At 65.2% G+C, this 18503-nt stretch carries 24 protein-coding genes; 11 read left to right on the forward strand and 13 right to left on the reverse strand.

Features of this window, described 5'->3' with window-relative positions:
• Positions 1 to 100: 100 nt before the first annotated feature.
• The gene (locus tag RHO23_RS24635; RefSeq protein WP_423488461.1) at positions 101 to 1516 is read right to left on the reverse strand and encodes an amidase; all 1416 of its coding nucleotides are present in this window, start codon (positions 1514 to 1516) and stop codon (positions 101 to 103) included.
• Positions 1513 to 2073, reverse strand: coding sequence for a TetR/AcrR family transcriptional regulator (locus RHO23_RS24640; protein ID WP_030094231.1), 561 nt, complete (start codon positions 2071 to 2073; stop codon positions 1513 to 1515). The genes RHO23_RS24635 and RHO23_RS24640 overlap by 4 nt, the downstream gene beginning before the upstream one ends.
• 154 nt (positions 2074 to 2227) lie before the next feature.
• Between RHO23_RS24640 and RHO23_RS24645 the strand changes: the two genes are divergently transcribed.
• The 3 genes from RHO23_RS24645 to purM are packed head-to-tail and all read left to right on the forward strand — an operon-like array spanning position 2228 to position 5434.
• A complete protein-coding gene (locus tag RHO23_RS24645) occupies positions 2228 to 3235 on the forward strand; it encodes a Rieske 2Fe-2S domain-containing protein (protein ID WP_064407792.1) in 1008 nt (335 codons plus the stop codon).
• Positions 3232 to 4305 (forward strand): dihydrodipicolinate reductase, encoded by a 1074-nt coding sequence (locus RHO23_RS24650; protein ID WP_423488462.1) that lies wholly within the window; start codon positions 3232 to 3234, stop codon positions 4303 to 4305. Before RHO23_RS24645 ends, RHO23_RS24650 begins: the two co-directional genes overlap by 4 nt.
• Before the next feature lie 49 nt (positions 4306 to 4354).
• Positions 4355 to 5434 carry a phosphoribosylformylglycinamidine cyclo-ligase gene (purM, locus tag RHO23_RS24655; RefSeq protein WP_030094234.1) on the forward strand — a complete coding sequence of 360 codons (1080 nt, stop codon included), beginning with the start codon at positions 4355 to 4357 and terminating at the stop codon, positions 5432 to 5434.
• 21 nt (positions 5435 to 5455) lie between these two features.
• On the opposite strand, the gene RHO23_RS24660 is transcribed toward purM, so the two are convergent.
• Together RHO23_RS24660 and RHO23_RS24665 are read right to left on the reverse strand one after the other, a co-directional pair.
• Entirely contained in the window at positions 5456 to 5635 is a 180-nt protein-coding gene (locus RHO23_RS24660) for a DUF3073 domain-containing protein (protein WP_030094235.1), read from the reverse strand.
• A 115-nt stretch (positions 5636 to 5750) separates the two neighbouring features.
• Positions 5751 to 6845, reverse strand: coding sequence for a YgfZ/GcvT domain-containing protein (locus tag RHO23_RS24665; RefSeq protein WP_070923825.1), 1095 nt, complete (start codon positions 6843 to 6845; stop codon positions 5751 to 5753).
• Positions 6846 to 6882: 37 nt separating this feature from the next.
• On the opposite strand from RHO23_RS24665, the gene RHO23_RS24670 reads away from it, so the two are divergent.
• On the forward strand, positions 6883 to 7737 hold the full coding sequence (locus RHO23_RS24670) for an aminodeoxychorismate lyase (RefSeq protein ID WP_070923824.1): 855 nt from the start codon (positions 6883 to 6885) through the stop codon (positions 7735 to 7737).
• Between the two features lie 290 nt (positions 7738 to 8027).
• Here the strand turns inward: RHO23_RS24670 and RHO23_RS24675 are convergent, their stop codons facing one another.
• Positions 8028 to 8645, reverse strand: a complete 618-nt coding sequence (locus RHO23_RS24675; RefSeq protein ID WP_064407796.1) for an FABP family protein — start codon at positions 8643 to 8645, stop codon at positions 8028 to 8030.
• Positions 8646 to 8992: 347 nt separating this feature from the next.
• Between RHO23_RS24675 and RHO23_RS24680 the strand changes: the two genes are divergently transcribed.
• Both RHO23_RS24680 and RHO23_RS24685 read left to right on the forward strand, forming a co-directional pair.
• Positions 8993 to 9367: a hypothetical protein gene (locus RHO23_RS24680; RefSeq protein WP_081346343.1), complete on the forward strand. Its 375-nt coding sequence runs from the start codon at positions 8993 to 8995 to the stop codon at positions 9365 to 9367.
• Between the two features lie 135 nt (positions 9368 to 9502).
• The gene (locus RHO23_RS24685; RefSeq protein WP_070942161.1) at positions 9503 to 9868 is read left to right on the forward strand and encodes a hypothetical protein; all 366 of its coding nucleotides are present in this window, start codon (positions 9503 to 9505) and stop codon (positions 9866 to 9868) included.
• Between the two features lie 45 nt (positions 9869 to 9913).
• Here RHO23_RS24685 and RHO23_RS24690 read toward each other — a convergent pair whose 3' ends face one another.
• The gene (locus tag RHO23_RS24690; RefSeq protein WP_057969369.1) at positions 9914 to 10567 is read right to left on the reverse strand and encodes a response regulator; all 654 of its coding nucleotides are present in this window, start codon (positions 10565 to 10567) and stop codon (positions 9914 to 9916) included.
• Positions 10568 to 10755: 188 nt separating this feature from the next.
• Here RHO23_RS24690 and RHO23_RS24695 point away from each other — a divergent pair, with 188 nt between their 5' ends.
• The 4 genes from RHO23_RS24695 (at position 10756) to RHO23_RS24710 (ending at position 14342) form a co-directional block, all read left to right on the forward strand.
• Positions 10756 to 12156 (forward strand): DUF4118 domain-containing protein, encoded by a 1401-nt coding sequence (locus tag RHO23_RS24695; RefSeq protein ID WP_406801197.1) that lies wholly within the window; start codon positions 10756 to 10758, stop codon positions 12154 to 12156.
• 382 nt (positions 12157 to 12538) lie between these two features.
• A complete protein-coding gene (locus RHO23_RS24700; RefSeq protein WP_372450629.1) occupies positions 12539 to 13135 on the forward strand; it encodes an MspA family porin in 597 nt (198 codons plus the stop codon).
• An 18-nt stretch (positions 13136 to 13153) separates the two neighbouring features.
• Positions 13154 to 13732: a hypothetical protein gene (locus RHO23_RS24705; RefSeq protein ID WP_070941938.1), complete on the forward strand. Its 579-nt coding sequence runs from the start codon at positions 13154 to 13156 to the stop codon at positions 13730 to 13732.
• A gap of 40 nt (positions 13733 to 13772) precedes the next feature.
• The gene (locus tag RHO23_RS24710) at positions 13773 to 14342 is read left to right on the forward strand and encodes a hypothetical protein (RefSeq protein WP_423488463.1); all 570 of its coding nucleotides are present in this window, start codon (positions 13773 to 13775) and stop codon (positions 14340 to 14342) included.
• Between the two features lie 102 nt (positions 14343 to 14444).
• On the opposite strand, the gene RHO23_RS24715 is transcribed toward RHO23_RS24710, so the two are convergent.
• The 7 genes from RHO23_RS24715 to RHO23_RS24745 all read right to left on the reverse strand — a co-directional run bounded on the left by RHO23_RS24715 (position 14445) and on the right by RHO23_RS24745 (position 17750).
• Positions 14445 to 14750 carry a DUF1416 domain-containing protein gene (locus RHO23_RS24715; protein WP_005064245.1) on the reverse strand — a complete coding sequence of 102 codons (306 nt, stop codon included), beginning with the start codon at positions 14748 to 14750 and terminating at the stop codon, positions 14445 to 14447.
• Positions 14751 to 14752: 2 nt separating this feature from the next.
• Positions 14753 to 15586 (reverse strand): sulfurtransferase, encoded by an 834-nt coding sequence (locus tag RHO23_RS24720; protein ID WP_030094247.1) that lies wholly within the window; start codon positions 15584 to 15586, stop codon positions 14753 to 14755.
• 40 nt (positions 15587 to 15626) lie between these two features.
• Positions 15627 to 16100, reverse strand: a complete 474-nt coding sequence (locus RHO23_RS24725; RefSeq protein WP_064407800.1) for a DUF4395 domain-containing protein — start codon at positions 16098 to 16100, stop codon at positions 15627 to 15629.
• Between the two features lie 69 nt (positions 16101 to 16169).
• Positions 16170 to 16235 (reverse strand): Ms5788A family Cys-rich leader peptide, encoded by a 66-nt coding sequence (locus RHO23_RS24730; RefSeq protein WP_369598577.1) that lies wholly within the window; start codon positions 16233 to 16235, stop codon positions 16170 to 16172.
• Positions 16236 to 16266: 31 nt separating this feature from the next.
• Complete coding sequence (locus tag RHO23_RS24735; protein ID WP_078343127.1) at positions 16267 to 16686, reverse strand: thioredoxin family protein; 420 nt, start codon at positions 16684 to 16686, stop codon at positions 16267 to 16269.
• A 44-nt stretch (positions 16687 to 16730) separates the two neighbouring features.
• Positions 16731 to 17528, reverse strand: a complete 798-nt coding sequence (gene lmeA, locus RHO23_RS24740; protein WP_064407802.1) for a mannan chain length control protein LmeA — start codon at positions 17526 to 17528, stop codon at positions 16731 to 16733.
• Between the two features lie 81 nt (positions 17529 to 17609).
• On the reverse strand, positions 17610 to 17750 hold the full coding sequence (locus RHO23_RS24745; RefSeq protein WP_227457815.1) for a hypothetical protein: 141 nt from the start codon (positions 17748 to 17750) through the stop codon (positions 17610 to 17612).
• Here RHO23_RS24745 and RHO23_RS24750 point away from each other — a divergent pair.
• On the forward strand, positions 17685 to 18497 hold the full coding sequence (locus RHO23_RS24750; RefSeq protein ID WP_227457861.1) for a winged helix-turn-helix transcriptional regulator: 813 nt from the start codon (positions 17685 to 17687) through the stop codon (positions 18495 to 18497). The two genes, RHO23_RS24745 and RHO23_RS24750, sit on opposite strands and share 66 nt — an antisense overlap.
• The last annotated feature ends 6 nt before the right edge of the window (positions 18498 to 18503 follow it).

Consider the following 18503-nt stretch of genomic DNA (forward strand, 5'->3'; position numbering starts at 1 on the left):
ACGACGGTAGGTGTTCAAACGGCCGATCGCATGTCGAGAACGCCAATTTTGTTGCAACACTGGCAGTTTGTGACTGGCATCACGGTGCGCGTACGGTCGGCTAGCCCAGAAGCGAGAAGGGCCGCGCCTCCTCGATCTCCAATGCCAACTCGAGCAACGTGCGCTCACTGCCGCGACGACCACTGAACATGACCCCGATGGGCAGGCCGTCGGGATCCTGGCCGAGCGGCAGCGATATCGCCGGTGCACCGGATGCGTTGTGCACCGGAGTGAATCCCACATAGGAGCTCAGCTTGTCCAGCAAGACCTCAGGATCCTGGTCCGGGGTGAGGTACCCGATCCGCGGCGTGGTGTGGGTCAGCACCGGAGTGAGCACCGCATCGATGCCGGTGGTAAACCCTCGCTCGTACACCCGGGCCGACGCGGCCAGCCGGGCCAAGAACAGCGGCGTGCGGTACGACCGCCGGACAAACCTGCGGCTGAGCCCGACCGTGAGCGGATCCAGGCGGGTGGCGTCGAACCCGTCGAACAGCCGGGGGCCGCCCTTGGCGACCGCGAACGCCAAGAAGGACCAGTAATCCTCGAAGTCGACCTTGAAAGAGGGCAGCACCGCCGGTGCGTACGGCTCGACGGTGTGGCCAAGGGATTCAAGCAATTCCGCCGCGGAATTCACCGCTTGCCGGGTCGCGGTATCCGTGGCCGGAGTGAACGGGGAGTCCATGCACAGCCCGATGCGCAGCCTCCGCTGTACCGGGCGATCCACGCGACCGATGGGAGTCAGCTTGGGGTTGCGATAGTGCAGCTCGGCCGCTTCGAAGAACCGTGCGCAGTCACGGACGCTGCGCACCAGCACCCCGTCGGCGACGATCTTCACGGGCGCCGAGCCGCTCGACGGATCGCCTAAAAGCCTTCCGCGACTGGGTTTGAGGCCTACCAGGCCACAGGCCGCGGCAGGAATCCGGATGGAACCGCCGCCGTCGTTACCGTGCGCGATCGGTATCACCCCGGCAGCCACCAGTGCTGCCGAGCCGCCCGAGGATCCTCCGGCCGAGAAGTCGGTGTGCCAGGGGTTGCGGGTAACCGAGCCGCCCGAACGTTCCGTACTGGCCGACCAGCCGTATTCGGGCATGGTTGTCGATGCGATGGGGACCACCCCGGTGCTGAGGAACTGCTGCGTGAATGGTCCGTCTGCGGTCTGCAGTATTGGCGTAATCGCCGCGGAGCCTTCGGTCAGCGGCATGCCGGCGACATGGATGTTGCACTTTGTCGCGGTGGGTACCCCCCGAAAAGCGGCGGAGTCTTCGGCGGCGTCCTCGATCTGTAGTGCGCGTTCCCGCGCCCGCGGAAAATCCTTGAACTCCACCGCGTTGAGCGCAGGGTTGACGCGCTCCAGGCGCACGATTGCGGCATCGGCGCACTCTGCGGCGGTGACCTCGCCCGAGGCGATCCGCTCCGCGACCCCGGTGGCATCCAGGTCGCCCAGGGCGTCCTCGGTGAATGCGTGCACGCGTGTCATGCGTGACCTCCTAAGTAGGCGACGATCGCGTTGGTCAGCCCTCGGCGGGCCTCCTCCAGATCCGAATAGGTTCCCAGCTGCTTTTCCGACACAAGTCCACGCATGGCACCGGGAATGAAGGCTGCCACCTCGCGCACCCGGACGGGATCCACATCCAAGCCGTCGAACGCCAGTTGGCACGCCCGCGCCCAACGATGCTTCCATGAGGCCAGCTCGGCGGCGGTATGGGGGTACAGCCGTTCCAACTCGGCAGATTCATGGGGCAGTGCCCGGCGCAGGTTCTCGATGGCCCGGGAGTCAGGCGACGTCAACCCTCGATAGAGGGTTTCGACGATCTTGCTGACCCGGCGATCCAGCGGGCCTTCGGGATCGGACCGCCACGGCTGGTCGCCGCGACGCTCGGCGGTGCGCTGCAACACCGCAGCCCACAGGCCGTCGATATCACCGAACTGGTACTTCACGGCGCCCCAGGTGGCACCGCACTCCTTGGCGATTCTGTTCGCCGACACGGCGGTGGGATCACCCGAGGCAAGTACCCGCAGCGCGGCATCGAGCATGCTCTCCCGGGTCGCCAGGCCGCGACGATTGGCGCGCCGCCCCGCGGCCACCCCTTCGCTCATCTCAGTGATGCTAGCCGCCGAAGAATTTTTCATAGAAGTCTCTGTGAAAAATGCGCGGAGTGGATTACTGTCGCCGCGTAGGGAGGTGCCGATGCCGAAGCCGCCGTTGTCGATGAAGCCCACGGGATGGTTCCAGGTCGCATGGTCGGCGGAGATCGCCGTCGGTGCCGTGCACCGGATGACCTACTTCGGGCGCGAGATGGTGGCCTGGCGCGCGCACTCGGGTGAACTCGCCGTCATGGATGCCTACTGCGAGCACCTCGGCGCGCACCTCGGGCACGGTGGACATGTCGAAGGCGATCGCATCGTCTGTCCCTTTCATGGCTGGGAATGGAACCGCGACGGCAAGAACGTGTGCATCCCCTACGAAAAGCGGCCGAATCCGTTGCGGCGCATCAGAAGCTACCCGGTCATCGAACGCAACGAGGCCGTGTACATCTGGCACGACGTCGATGGCCTCGACCCGTATTTCGACGTCCCGGACGTCTTCACCGGATTCGAAGATGGCAGCAGCGCCCAGGACTACTACCCGGGATACCCGCACAGCACCCTGTATCGCGAACGCCTCCAACTACATCCGCAGTACGTTCTCGAAAACGGCGTCGACTTCGCGCATTTCAAATACGTGCACAAAACTCCCTTCATTCCGAAGTTCACCCGGCAGGAGTTCGAGCGGCCCGTCTCCTATGTCGACTTCACCATCGCCTTCGACGAGGTGCCGGGCATGTCTGCCGAAGACATGAGAAGTGGTGTGCGGGCCATCAACGGCGGACTGGGTGTCGCCGTCACCAAGAGCTGGGGGATGATCGACAACCGCACCGTCTCGGCGGTGACCCCCGTCGACGACGAGACCTGTGACGTCAGATTCACCGTCTTCATCGGAAGGCCGCCCGAGGGGGAGCCCGGCGGCGCGGCGGAACCCCCGCCGACCGCAAAGGCCTTTGCGCAGGCCATCATCGACCAGTTTCTCGCCGATATCCACATCTGGTCGCATCAGCGTTACTCGGACCCGCCCGCGCTGGTGCGGGCCGAATACGAAGGCTTCATCGCCCTGCGGAAATGGGCGGCCCAGTTCTATCCGGAGGATGTCCGAACATGAGTGGAATCAGGGTCTTTCAGGTGGCGACTGGAAACGTCGGCACTGAGATGATCAAACGTATCGCACAGCATCCCGACCTCGAGCTGGCCGGATTGCATTGTTACTCAAGAGAAAAGGTTGGCCGAGACGCCGGTGAGTTGGTGGGTCTGGAAGCCAACGGCGTGATCGCCACCGGTACCGTCGAAGAGATCATTGCCGCCAAACCCGATGTGCTGACCTTCCACGGTGTGTTCCCCGACGAGGATCTCTATGTGAAGGTGCTCGAAGCGGGCATCGACATCGTCACCACCGCCGACTGGATCACCGGACACCACCGCGACCAGAACCACCCGCATCCGTCGGGGCGGCCGACAACCGAGGTGCTGCAAGATGCGTGCGAGCGTGGCGGATCCACCTTCCATGGCACCGGGATGAATCCGGGGCTCACGCAGATCCTGGGCGTCATCCACTCCTGCGATGTCGCGGAGATCGAAAACGTGACGGTCATCGAATCGGTGGATGTGTCCTGTCATCACTCGGTGGACTCCTGGGAGATGGTCGGATACGGACGCCCCATCGAAGACCCGGAGATCCCGGCACTCCTGGAGAAGGGCACCCGTGTCTTCGCCGACGGCGTGTACCTGATGGCCGACTGTTTCGGCCTCGAGCTCGATGACGTCACGTTTTCCTATGAGCTGGGCGCGTGCACCGAAGACATCGACCTCGGTTGGTACCGACTGCCCAAGGGCTCCCTGGGTGCCAATTACCTGAAGTATCAGGGGATTGTCGGCGGCATTCCCAAGGTCGAGGTGCATGTCGAATGGCAGATGACCCCCAAGACGCAGCCGCATTGGAACGTCAAGGGCTGCTACATCACAAAGATCCAGGGTGACCCCTGCGTGTACAGCAAACACATGGTCATTCCCAGGCCTGGCACCGACTTCTCCGACCCGGCCGCCTTCGCGTCTGTCGGAATGACCGTCACCGGGCTGCCCGCGCTCAACGCCATCCGGAGCGTCATCGATGCCCCGCCCGGCATCCTCACCTCGGCCGACCTGCCACTGCGTGGATTCGCGGGACGGTTCAAGTAGGGCTGTGCGGACACCGCTGCCAGCTGGGACAGGTAGCCTAAGGCCCGATATGAGCGAGCGAGCCGACAAACCCAGTAACTCGTACGCCGCGGCCGGTGTGGATATCGAAGCCGGCGACCGGGCGGTCGAGCTGTTCAAGAAATCCGTCGCCAAGACCCACCGCCCCGAGGTGCTGGGGGGTATCGGCGGCTTCGCCGGGCTGTTCGCCCTCAAGGGCGGATACCGCGAGCCAGTGCTCGCGGCCTCCACCGATGGCGTCGGCACCAAGATCGCCGTCGCGCAGGCCATGGACAAACGCGACACCGTCGGCCTCGACCTAGTGGCCATGGTCGTCGATGACCTCGTGGTGTGCGGTGCCGAGCCGCTCTTCCTGCAGGACTACATCGCCGTCGGCAAGGTGGTGCCCGAACGCGTCAGTGAGCTGGTCGCCGGCATCGCCGAAGGATGCGCCATCGCAGGCTGCGCGCTGCTCGGTGGCGAGACCGCCGAGCATCCGGGTCTGATGGCTCCCGATGATTTCGACCTGTCGGCCACCGGTGTCGGCATCGTCGAAGCGGACCGGGTGCTGGGACCCGACCGGGTGCGTCCGGGCGATGTCGTGATCGCGATGAGGTCCTCGGGCCTGCATTCCAACGGGTACTCACTGGCGCGGCACGTGCTGCTGGAGATCGACCGGATGGACCTGTTCGGACAGGTCGAGGAGTTCGGCCGCACTCTCGGCGAGGAGCTCCTCGAGCCCACCCGCATCTACGCCAAGGACTGCCTGGCGCTGGCGGCCGAGACCGAGGTGCGGACCTTCTGCCATGTCACCGGTGGCGGACTCGCAGGCAACCTGGCCCGGGTCATTCCCGACGGATTGGTCGCCGAGCTCGAGCGCGGTAGTTGGACCCCGGGCCCGATCTTCGCGATGATCGCCCAGCGCGGCCGGATCGAGCGTGCCGAGATGGAGAAGACCTTCAACATGGGCGTCGGTATGGTCGCCGTCGTCGCACCCGAAGACGTGGACAGGGCGCTCGCCGTCCTGACCGCAAGGCACATCGACTGCTGGACCCTCGGCACGATCAAGAAGTCGGGCAAGGATTCGGGCAGCGAAAATGCGGTGCTGGTGGGCCAGCACCCGAGGTTCTAGGGAGAAGAGATACCTGGAGCCTTAGCGGCGCCAGGCGTCCTCGTCCTCAGTCCAGCGATCGCCGGTGCGGTCATCGTCCGGCTGAGATACCGGAGCCCCCGAAAGCTCACGGCGGAGTTGCTCGAGATCCGTGTTAGGAGAGCTGTATTTCAGCTCGCGAGCAACCTTGGTCTGCTTTGCCTTTGCCCGGCCGCGGCCCATGGGGGAACCCCCTCGCGCAATAGCGGAGCGGCCCGATTTCAGGGCGGCTCCGGTGGAGTTTGTTTATCGATCCTGACGATAGTTTAGCGTGCCGATCCACCAACTGCTGCACGCCCTAACCGCCCGGTTGGGCCGAACCTTGTCGCAGACGGTTGACGGCCTCGCGCCCAGGCTGCTGACCATGCAGTTCGGGCAGTAGATCGAGGTCGATCGCGGCCGCCGCCGGCCCGGCCGTGAGGGGCGTCTGATCGCCCTTGGCGAGGGCCTCGACCACCGGACGTTTGAGCAGAGCCAGGGCTATGGGGCCCAGGTCAACATGGTCGACCACCGAGCCCACCCGGCCCACCGAACGCCCGCCGGCAGCCACCTCGTCACCGGTGGATGGGCGATCGGCAGAGCCATCAAGATGTAGCAACACCAGCACCCGTGGTGGCTTGCCCAGATTGTGGACCCGGGCCACGGTCTCCTGCCCGCGGTAGCAGCCCTTGGCCAGATGGACGGCTCGGGGATCGTCGTCGACCGCGATCCACGCCACCTCATGCGGGATGGTCCGCTCGTCGGTGTCCAGGGAGAGTCGTGGCCGCGCGGCGGCGACGCGAAGCGCCTCGAATGCCCACAGCCCGGCGGGGCGTAGGCCAAGGCGTTCGGGGAGGTCGCGACCGGGGGGCACCAGCAGGTCGAATGTCGCATCGGGCAGTGGCCACGGCATGCGCCTGATGAGGCCGCCGCCGGGCAGCGCGACCGCGCGGTCGAATCCGGGGAGCGCCGTGATGCCCAGCTTTCCGGCCAGGCCGGAGGTGTCCGGTCCCAGCAGGGTGAAGAGCGTCAGTTCGGACGACGAGACCTCGACCTTCGCCCAGAACACCATCTTGGTGAGGAAATCCTTCAGTGCCTGGCCCCGCCATGGCTCGGTATCCAGATACGTGACGCCGTCCAGATCGGTTTGCACCCAGTGGTCCTCCACACGTCCCTGCCCGTCGAGACTGAGGTTCTCGCGCGTCTGGCCGTCCTGCAGATCGGCGACATGCTGACTGGAGATCGTGTGCAACCAGCTCAGCCGTTCGGCGCCGGTCAGGGTGATGACGGGACGCGTCGATCGATCGACAAGAACGGCACCGGTCAGGGCGGCCCGCTGCTCGCCGAGGGGGTCGCCGTAGTGCCACACCGCACCGGTGTCGGGGTTACCTTCAGGGACGTAGATGGCCGTCATGATGTTTTCAACTCTACGGCCGCTAATCTCATTGCCCATGGCGGTAGCGGTGCTGGTCACACTCGACGGTGAAGTGCACGACCCGACGGTGCCGTTGTTGTATGCCGATGAGCTCGCCGCCGTCCGTGGCGATGGCGCGTTCGAGACGCTGTTGGTGCGGGGCGGTGTCGTCTGCAAGCTGGAGGCGCATCTGGACCGGATGGCCGCGTCGGCCGCAGCGATGGATCTATCCGAACCTGATCGGCCCGCCTGGCGCACGGCGGTAGAGATTGGTGTGCGGCAATGGAACTCGACATCAAGCGCGGATGCGATGCTACGCCTGGTGTACACCCGTGGGCGTGAAAGCGGCGGGGGTGCAACGGCATATCTGACCATAGCGCCGCTGCCCGAGCGGTCGCTGCTGGCGCGTCGCGATGGCGTCTCGGTGATCACCCTGGATCGTGGGCTGCCCGCGCAGCCCGTCGATCCGCTGCCCTGGTTGCTGTCGGGGGCCAAGACATTGTCCTACGCAGTCAACATGTCCGCCCTGCGGTACGCCGAAACTCAAGGGGCTCAGGACGTCATCTTCGTCAGTTCGGACGGATTCGTGCTGGAGGGCCCGCGCTCGACGGTCATCGTGGACACCGGTGACGCACTGGTCACCCCTTTTCCGGAGCACGGAATCTTGCACGGAACCACTCAGCGCGCGCTCTTCGAAGTGGCTGCGGCCGAGGGCATCCCGTGCCGGTACGAGGCCGTGAAGCCCGCTGATCTAGTTGCTGCCCAAGATGTTTGGATGCTGGCCAGCATCACGCTTGCGGCCCGGGTGCGCACGCTCGACGGTGCCGACCGCCCCGCGGGGCCACTGGCAGCGCGGCTGCCCGAGCTGGTCGACAAGGCCATCAGGCTCTAGTTCTGATCGCCGCAGAATAAATCGGTTGTCGCACACGCTCTTGCGTCGTACCGTCGTCGGTACACAAGGAAGGAGGTGGTCCGACAAATTGATTGCTTATTGGACATGTGAGGTGGCTGCTCGCTAGCTGCAGCCATGTGCTGCGGTGGGCAAATCCACGGCAGCCACCCGGCCCCCGAACCCTCGATTAGTCCGATCGAGCCGAACGGTTCGGGGGCCGCCCCCTTTCTGGGGACGGCCGGAAAGGCGTCACCGAGGTACCCGGCTACGAGCCGATAGGCGGGGAAGTTCTAGCCCGCGAAACGTGACAACCGCGCCGACAGATGCGGTGACAGACCGCCGTCGGCACCCACCCGCTCCTCGACATAGGCCAGGTCGCCACCGTCGACGATGCCGTACAGACGCTTGGCCCCGCCGATCAGTGCTCCGGACTTGCTTCGGGCCAGCGCATCGGTGACCAACTCCCAGGACGAGGCGTTGCGCGGATGACCGTAGAACAACTCGACGAAACCCGCGGCATGTGCCAGCACCAGCTCAATGGCCTGCTTTTCGTCGGGATCATCGGGATCGGGCGCGAACCGCCAGAAGCCGCTCTCGCGCAGGGTCAGCCGCTCGAACTGTCCGTCGGCATCCAGGCGCCATGACCGCGAATCCCACGTGAGGTAGTCGCTGCCGTCGTGGGCGACGACGATCTGCTGTCCAAAGCGGTAGTCGCCGTCGCCATCCCGGCCTTCGCCCTCGCCGCGCCACACCCCGACCAGGGGCAGCAGCGCAAGCATCGCCTGGTTGAGGTCCGGGCCCTCGCGCAGGTTCGCGGTATCGGCAGGGGCAGGAAGGTCTTGAAAAGTGGGGACGTTCCGGCCCACCGATGGCCGCGGCTCGGCGGCGGTCGGATCTGGTTCCGTCACGACTCGTCGGTGATCAGCCGGTACAGCGCGTACAGCGCGAACCAGGTGATGACGAGCACCGCGGCCACCAACATGATCTCGAAGAAGAGCACCACGGAAAGGGAGCTTACCTGGGACAACGGTGTGACCCACAACTCGCCGGGTAACGTCAGATCCAGCTACCACGATGGAGGGGTGTGAGGATCTTGCGGAGGCGATTTTTATCTGCGTTTTTCGCGCCCTTTGTGGTGTCTACGGGGCTTGTCGCTGCGCCCATAGCGAACGCGCAACCACCCAAGTTTCCGGACGTCGACTCCTATCCCGCGGTCGACCTCGGCGACTACCAGGTGATCGGTGCGCACCCGAGCATGTCGGGCTGGGTGTTCAGCACTCCTGGCGGCCTGGCCTGCCAGAGCAGCATGATCGCGGATCTGGGGGTGTCGTGCACCGGGCGGATCGTGGGAGCCGGCCAGGGCATGAACTCGGTGGCGGTGTCATTGACCAAGCCGGGTCTCATCGCACAGTACGACCAGACGTCCGACGACCGCGCCTACCCGCTGTTGCCGACCGGGTCCAAGATCGCGCCGGGTAACGGCGTCGTCTGTGCGGTCCTCGCCGAGGATGCGCTGGCCTGCCAGGCCAAGAAACCCGATTCCTGGGCAAAGGACACTCCGGACCCGCCGGACCGGCATTACGGCGAGCACGGATTCGTCGTGCAGCCCTCCGGCAGCTGGTCCTACTAGCGCACGCTCCCGATCTTTGGGGGTAATCCCCCATGAACATTGGGTGTCCGTCTGGATGCCCGCTGCCGGTACACGCAGGACGATTGCCCGGTGGGCGTCGTGAATAAGAAATCAACTGTGTGGCAATCAAAATCAATACTCCGGGGCATCGGTATGGGTCTGGTCAGTCTCGCGCTCGTGGTGGCGACGCCGGGTCTTGCGTGTGCGGCGACCGACAAGCCCACCCCGGTGCCATCGCCGAACCACGATGGTGAATGGCTCGACGGAGGCATGGCCCCGTCCGAAGCGCAGCAACCGCGCGACAGTGCCGGTGGTTGGGTCGACCATCCCGATGGCACCGGGCCACAGTGCATGGACAGGGGCGTCATCTGCCGTACGGGAATCTGGTACCCCGACCAGGTTCAGAGCCAGCGCGGCCAGCCCGAATGGGCACAGCTGCCTGACGCCACCGGTCCCGAATGTGAGAACCCGGGTGTTGTCTGTGGAAACACCGCGTCATAGGTCAGCCGGAAAACCTTCGGGGACAGTCGATTTACCTGGCCAGGGTCAGCTGCCCGCCAGGAAGGTGATCACCGCCAGCACCCGGCGGTGATACTCGTCGGTTTCGGTGAGATTCAACTTCGTCATCACATTGTGGACGTGCTTTTCAACAGTGCTCTCCGTAATCCACAGTCTGCGAGCGATACCGGCATTGGAGTAGCCCTCGGCCATCACCCCCAGTACCTCCCGTTCCCGTTGGCTCAGGGCGTCGATCGGGTGATCCTGGCGGCGCGTCACCACCAGCTCTCTGACCAGTGCCGGATCCAGTACCGCGGCCCCGCCGGCAATCCGGTTCAGTGCGTCAAGGAACTCCGCGACATCGCCGATGCGACTCTTGAGGAGGTAGCCGCGCCCACCGCCGGTGGCTACGAGCTCGATCGCGTACTCCACTTCCACATGTGCGGAAAGGACCAGCACCCCGATTCCGGGGAATTCCTTGTGTATCGCCCGGGCTGCGTCGAGTCCCTCCGTGGTGTGCGTCGGCGGCATCCGGATATCCGTGACGACGAGGTCGGGCCGTTGAGCCCTGACCAAGGCCATCAGGTCGACGGCATCGCGTGCCTGGCCGACAACCTCGAAACTCGAACGTTCGAGAAGGCTGGCAATCCCTTCACGAAGGAGTACGTCATCATCGGCGATTACCACCCGCAAGGCGACCACAGCGACAGGGTAGCCGCGCAACCCGCGTGGCTATATTCGAAGTGGCGGGACGTATCTGGGTCCCGGAGGTAAGGAAGTTTCCCGACGTGACCCCCACTATCTCAACGCTGCCGCTGGGGCGGTCCAGGGTGGCCGGCGACGCGGTCGGCGATGACCACCGCGCGTCGTCACCCAGACTGCGGGGGTGGCTGACCCTGCCTTTCCGGCCGGGTGCGCCCCCTTCGGCGACTCTGGGAATCCTGGTGGCCGCAGGCTTTCTCGTCTGCGAAACCGTTGCCGCGCTGCTGCTGCGGCAGATCGCGCCCACTGAACGCATGGGCACCATCTACCTTCTGGGCATCCTGGTCGTATCGGCGATCTGGGGCCTGCGGCTCGCGGTGCTCACCTCCATCGCCAGTGCCATCACGTTCGACTACGTCCGGGATTGGCCGAACGGTCACGTGCTGTCGGTTGAGCTGCAAAACGGCGTGGTGCACGTGATTTTCCTGGTTGCCGCGCTGGTCGCCAATGGGTTGGCAAGCCTGGCCCGTGCACGCACCAACGAGGTCGAAGCGCGCCGCCAGGAGGCGGCCGCTATCGCCGAACAACAGGCCGGGTTGCGCCGAATAGCGACCCTGGTCGCGCGTGAGGTACCGCCGGCGGAGGTCTTCGCGGCGTTGGTCGACGAGATGGTTCATTGTCTGCACGCCGACACCGCGGTTCTGTTGCGTTACGAGGCGGGCAACAACGTCACCATCGTTGCGGCATCCGGCGAGGTAGGGATCGGCCACGTCCCGGGAACCCAGCTCACGCTGGATGACGATGTGCCTCCCGAAGAAGCGCTGGGATTCGGTGCCAGCTTGTCTACCCCGATCCGTGTCGGCGGGAACACCTGGGGGGCCGCGGTCTTATGGGGGGACGGCCTTGAGGTTGCGCCCGTCAATGACTTCGCCGATCTGGCGGCCACCGCCATCGCGAACGCTCACACCCGCGAAGAGCTCACGGCCTCTCGCGCGCGGATCGTGACAGCAGCCGATGAGGCACGTCGTCGCCTGGAGCGCGATTTGCACGACGGTGTCCAGCAGCGCCTGGCCTCGCTGCGATTGCGGCTCGGCATGATGACAGCGGAGCTGCCGGTTGGTGTTCCGGACCTGGCCAGCCAACTGGCCGAGTTGAATGCCGGGTTGGTCGGCGTCGCCGAAGATCTTCAGGAATTCTCGCGGGGTGTTCACCCGGCGATCCTGTCCAGCGGCTTGCGGCCCGCATTGTGCACGCTGGCCCGGCGTTCGGCTGTTCCGGTCACCATCGAGGTGAATGTCGACGGTGCCGTGGGCGAGTCGGTGGAGATGGCTGCCTACTACGTGCTGGCGGAGGCACTTGCCAACGCCGCCAAACACTCCGCGGCCAGTGGGGTGGGGGTTTCGGTGCGATGCGAGGGGCCCAATCTCCGTATGGTCATTCGCGATGACGGGGTGGGTGGGGCCAATCCCCGTAGAGGTTCGGGACTCGTTGGGCTGACGGACAGGGTCGAAGCACTCGGTGGGCAGTTGAGCGTGTCCAGCCCTGTCGGGCGCGGCACTTCCCTGGATATTTCGATTCCGATCCGCTGATTGGGTTGCCGCAGCGCGTGCGTGTGGGGGGTAACCCCACCTGCCCAATAGTGGCAAACCGCAACAAATTTCGCGTTTAGTCTCCGTTAACCGAGATTCGAGACGGCGTTAACGGCTCTCTAGCTAGATGAGATCCGTTCAGTGGGAGAGCGTTTATCGGGCAATGGGCGCAGCATTCTAATTTCTGGATCTCTTTGCGAATCCTTCCTGATGGGCAAATTGTGCCCGAAGGATGAACCGGAATTGCGGGTGAATTATGCCTGCCTGAATGGGTGCTTCTCATTGACGTGTTGCAGATGTCGAAACCATTGGAAAGGGTCACATGGCGGGAATGCTGGATCGATTTACACGCGCTGCATGTGTTGTGGCAGTGCTCTGCTCCATGGCGGCGATGGAAGCGCCCGCGGCATTAGCGGAACCGGTGACCATGCTGCCGGAGGACCTGGATCAGGTGACGCCGGATGGCTGGCATATTCATTTGAACAGTTACAACGAGGTCGTCAACTCGATCCCAAACCTCGCCAATGCCACGAACTCCCGTGAGGCCTTCGTCAACCTCTACTCTTCGGCGACCGTCAGCGGCGGGCAGGGCTCGATTCTCGACAGCCTCTTCATCATGGGGTACCAGTTGGGCTGTCAGTCCGACGTGTCCAGCGGGCTGCAGCTGGGTGGTGCCGTGTCCGGGGGTGTGAGCGGCACGGGCTCGCTGGGCTCGAGCAACTCCATCGGCGGATCGGCAGGAGCCGGTGCCACGGGATACGTGCAGACCGATCTGGAACCCGGCGTCATCGTTGATCTGCCGATGTCGAACATGGCGCTCAATCCCGCGGGCCGCGCCACACTGGATGTGACGAACCTGCATGTCAAGGTGGACGCCTGCGGTGGGGACGTCACCATCCGGTCCTACGGCTACCTGCGGATCTCGACCACCAATGCCCATTCCTCGTACGCCATCTATGGCGAGCCGATCAAGATCTAGACGAGGACGGTCACCCGAATGGCATCACGCATCAGCAAGAGCACGGGAGTGCTCGTCGCTCTCCTCGGCGCGGGTCTTGTCCTCGCACCGACCGCACTCGCCGCCCCGTCCCCACCTGTCCCTCCGGGGCCGCCGCCGGGGTACGACGGGCTCCCGTACCACAACATGCCGGGCCGGATCGGCCACCAGCCTGGCGCTTACACCTACATCCTCGGCTTCTGGATGCGGCCGCGCCGCGTCCTGGACGCGGCCGGCACCAGCGCCATGAGTAATACCGATTCGGCGTCGGCCGAGTACGGAATGCCCGGCTCGGAACTCGGTGTCGAACCGCTGCGCAACTCGACGCTGGGAGTCGCCCCGGGTGTGCGGCCGGAATCGCCGATGGACTCGATCGGTGCGCCCGATCCCTCCGCCGGCGTGGTGCCTGGTGCCAGCCCGCCCGGTGGCGTCCCAGGTGGCCTGGAGGATCCCGTCCCGGGCACCCATCAACCACTACCGGCTGCCGACAGCGAGTCCGTCCAGCCGAAGGACAACGGAACCATCGCGCCCGGCTCACTCAACAGTGGACCGGACGTCGGCTCTGCCGCATCGCACTGAATTGTCCTGCACCGCAATCCAACACGAGGGATCTGAGAGTATGGGAGCTCGAATTCGCCAGGCCGGTGTCATCGCGGCGTTCGTGGGCGCCGGCGTACTGGGCGCGCCCATCGCCGTGGCCGACCCGTCCGTTCCGGGAGATCCCACCGGGCAGATCTACACGCCGCCCGGATACATCGGCTATTACCCCGGTGTCTATGGGTTGCAATCCATTTGGTCGTTGACTCCGCCACCCCGAGTCCGCGACGCCGGCGGCACCAGGGCGATGACCAACGCCGACCCCATGTCATCCCATGTGGGTATGCCGGGCGATCGGCTGGGTGTGCAACTGAAGCATGTGACGGTCAAGCCCCATGAAGCCGGTCCGCTCGGGCAGGTGTTTGGCGCCCGTCCGTCGTCGCCCATGCAGCGGACCGACGCACCGGAGGCCGCCGGAGGTACCGCGCCAGGGGCGACGGCCGCCACCGGCCGGCAGAACATCCCTACCGGGCAGCCCCTCGGACTGGAGAATCCGGCCCCCACGGGGACCGCGCCGGATGGGCCGATGCCCGGCCTGGAGGCACGGCAACCGGCCCGCAGCGCGGTCGCCGCGCCGGACACCGCGAACTGAATCCGTCGGGCGGTCAGCTGCTGACACGAAAAGGCACCCAGGTACGTGATCCGGGCTGAATACGTACCTGGGTGCCTTATCGAGATAGAGCGAAAAGGACGCTCAGCTTTCGATCTTGATGTCGACCTCGTGGATGCCGGCGCCGGTGGGGCTCACCGTCGCGGTGCCGTTCCCGGCCGAGGACAACGCCCGCAGCGTCCAGTCGCCCGGTGCGGCGAAGAACCGGAAGTCGCCGGTCGCCGACGCCACCACCTCGGCGGTGAACTCATCGGAGGAATCCAGCAGGCGCACAAAAGCACCGCCCACCGTCTGGCCGTTGCCATCGACCACGCGGCCGGTGATCACGGTTTCCTTCTCCACGTCGACGCCCGCCGGAATGGCCAGGCCCTGCTTCGGTGCACTGCACATAACTAGCTTCCCAACTCGATCGGGGCTCCCACCAGAGAGCCGTATTCGGTCCAACTGCCGTCGTAGTTCGTCACGTTCTGGTGTCCCAGGAGTTCCTGCAACACGAACCAGGTGTGCGAGGAACGCTCACCGATACGGCAGTACGCGATGGTTTCTTTTTCACCGTCCAGCCCCGCGTCGGCGTAGAGCTTGGCCAGCTCTTCATCCGACTTGAAGGTGCCGTCTTCGTTGGCTGCCTTGCTCCACGGGACGTTGATGGCGCCGGGGACGTGCCCGGGGCGCTGGCTCTGCTCCTGCGGGAGGTGCGCGGGAGCCAGGATCTTGCCGGAGAACTCGTCGGGCGAACGCACGTCGACCAGGTTCTTGGCACCGATGGCGGCGATCACCTCGTCGCGGAAAGCGCGGATGGAGTTATCCGGGGCGGCGGCCTGGTAGGACGTCGCGGGCCGGGAGACGGTGTCGGTGGACAGCGCGCGGCCATCCAGCTCCCACTTCTTGCGGCCGCCGTCGAGCAGCTTCACGTCCTGGTGCCCGTACAGCTTGAAGTACCAGTAGGCGTATGCGGCGAACCAGTTGTTGTTGCCGCCGTAGAGGACCACGGTGTCGTCATTGCTGATGCCCTTGTCGGACAGCAGCTTCGAGAACTGCTGCTGGTCGACGAAGTCACGCTTGACCGCGTCCTGCAGATCGGTCTTCCAGTCCAGCCTGACGGCGCCCTCGATGTGGCCGACGTCGTACGCGCTGGTGTCCTCGTCCACCTCCACGAACACCGTGTTAGGGGCGGAAAGGTTGTCTTGCGCCCATTGGGCGGAGACCAGTACGTCAGAGCGTGCCATAAAGGGCTTCCTTTCAGGGTAATTAGTTGGTTTTGTCGGGTTACTGAGCCGACGGTTGTGTGCGGCGAAAACGGGTGACGAGAGGGTACAGCTGGCAGCCCAGGCAGATGCCGAAGGCGGCGTTCAAGAAGGCAGCGCCCAGCGCGAACGCCGTCGCGATCAAACCGAGCAATGTGACGCCGGTGGCGAACCCGATGGTTCCGACCGCGGCGAAGGTGAAGCCCAGCAGTTGGGCGAACTGCAGCGGCGGGATGGGCTCGCGCTCGGTAACCGGGCTCAGCCTGGGCTGAATCAGCGTCCGGAAGATCGTGCCGTAGGGGCCGCGATGCGGCCCGAGCAGCGCGCCGATCGCAAAGACCACCGCTTGGAGTCCCAGGATGACCGCGGCCGCCACCGGCGACACGGCAGATACCGCCAGGGTGACGATGAGAACAGTGGTGGTGACCCAGGCGACGAAGCGGGGTCCGCGAACGTCAACCTGCGTGATTGCGGGCGTTGAGTTGGCAGTGGTCATGGGTTGTTGTGCTCCTAAGGGTGGCGGATATGGCTACACCTGTTACGGCACACTCGAAGGTGGCCGCGATTAGCAGCAACAACAGCAGCAGCCCGCGACGCGGCACAGATCGACGGCGCGTCGTTTGGTGAGCATCGGCTCAAGGCGGGCTTGCACGGCGACGAGTTTACCCCGGCTGCGTCAGGCCTTGCAGGGCAGTGCGCAGGTCCGCGGCCTTCGGTACTCCCGAGACTCGATATGCCTGCCGTCCGGTGGCATCGAAGATGAAGGTGGTCGGCAGTGACAAGACCGACAGGGTCCGAGCCGCGTCGGGGTTTGCGTCGATATCGACCTCTATATGCGCCACCTCGGGCTGCTCGGCCGACACCTGGTCCACGACGCGACGGACCGCCGCGCACGGGCCACACCACACCGCGCTGAAGTGCACGATTGTCGGTCCGGTGGCCGAGAGCGCGATACCGGGCGGGGCCTGCGCCTCGTCCGCGCCACCGGGGCCGGCACGCAGCTTGCCGGACTTGCTCTTGATGGCGACCGCGATGAGGCTCGACGCCAGCAGTGCGACCGCGATCGCGATGACCGCGGTCACCAATGGCGATGAGCCGCTCGCCGGAAGAGCGGACAAACCTGGCGTCATGACTGCTTGAACGCGTCCAGGGAGATGGTTACTCCCTTGGCGATACCTTCGATGATCACATCTGATCCACGTGCGCCGACCGTTGTTGGTTCGATGGCAAAGGGGAGCTTCTGCCGGGGGACCACTTTGGTGAACGCGGCGAACACACCCGCCTGCTGGTCCTCGGGCACGTCGCGGTCGGCCGTTCCCGGGCCTGTGACCACGGATGTGGCGACGAACTGAAGGTCTGTCTTGTCGCGTCCCCCGACGGAGACGTCTACGGACACGGTCACCTTATGTTGGAAATCACCCGTCTTCGGAGTGCCGGTGAACAGCAGACCGGTTCCGGTGGAGATGCCCGATTCGGTGGTGCCGCCGGTGGCGTCGTTCTGTTCTTTCGGAGGTGGTTCGACGGCGAGGTCGTTGATCCCCATGAATCGACCCAGGTGATTGGAGTCGATGATGATCCGGCTCTCCACCCGATCCACCCGCAGCGGGGAGTCCGGGCGGATCAACCAGGACGCCTGGGAGATATCGATGCCGTGCAGCGTGCCTTCCAGCGTTGCCTTCCCCGTCTCCGCGTGGTCCACGCCATGCGCCTTGATCTCTACTTCCTTGTACCGGTGCGCCAGAGCCTGGGGGATGAACGGGAACACCAAGATGGCGACGGACGGATCGGAGCTCAGGTTCGCCTCGGCGCGCAGGGTCCGGGACAGCCGGTATTCGGCGTAAATCGCAAACCCGAAATCGGTGCCGGTGGCCACGATTGCCAGTGCACATACCGCCGCGATAGTGGCGATCAGGGGTTTGCGCATCTGCACATTCTGGCGTACTCACGCGCGTTCGCGGTTCCCGGCCACGGACTGCTGGTGTTCATGCAGGCGGCTCATCCACGCTTACAAGCAGGTGGCGCGGTACATTATGGAACACCTGGAGACCGAAGCACCCGGGTGTTGGAGGGCTCGTTGGACCTGTTGCTGCTGACCGCTGACCCAAATCCGGACGCGGTGCTGCCGTCCTTGTCGCTGCTCGCCCATACCGTGCGACCAGTGCCCAGCGAGGTGTCCTCGCTGTTAGAGGCGGGCTCCGCCGACGTGGCGATCGTCGATGCGCGCACCGATCTGGCGTCGGCGCGCGGACTGTGCCGACTGCTGGGCGCGGCCGGATCCTCGGTTCCGGTGGTCGCCGTGGTCAACGAAGGCAGCCTGGTGGCAGTCAACGTCGATTGGGGTCTGGACGACATCCTGCTGCCCGGGACGGGACCCGCTGAGATCGACGCGCGGCTGCGTCTGCTGGTGGGGCGCCGTGCTGGTGCGGTCAACGTGGAGAACGCCAGCAAGGTGGTGCTCGGTGAACTGGTCATCGATGAGGGCACGTACACCGCGCGGTTGCGTGGCCGCCCCCTCGACCTCACCTACAAGGAGTTCGAGCTGCTCAAGTATCTGGCGCAGCATGCCGGCCGGGTATTCACCAGGGCCCAGCTGCTTCAGGAGGTGTGGGGATACGACTTCTTCGGTGGCACCCGCACCGTGGACGTCCATGTGCGACGGCTGCGCGCCAAGCTGGGCGGTGAGTACGAATCGCTCATCGGCACCGTGCGCAATGTCGGCTACAAGGCGGTGCGCCCACCGCGCGCGAAGGGCGATGCCGGCGGATCCGAGAGTGCCGGTGCCGTGGACTCTGATGACGACGCCGAGCTGGACGACGACGTGCTCGATGACGTGGACGATGACGGCGCCGACGAGGACATCACCGCCGAACCAGGGGCGCGCAACGCGGGCTGAATCCCG

It is taken from the genome of Mycobacteroides sp. PCS013, assembly GCF_049532645.1.
GTDB lineage: Bacteria > Actinomycetota > Actinomycetes > Mycobacteriales > Mycobacteriaceae > Mycobacterium > Mycobacterium gwanakae.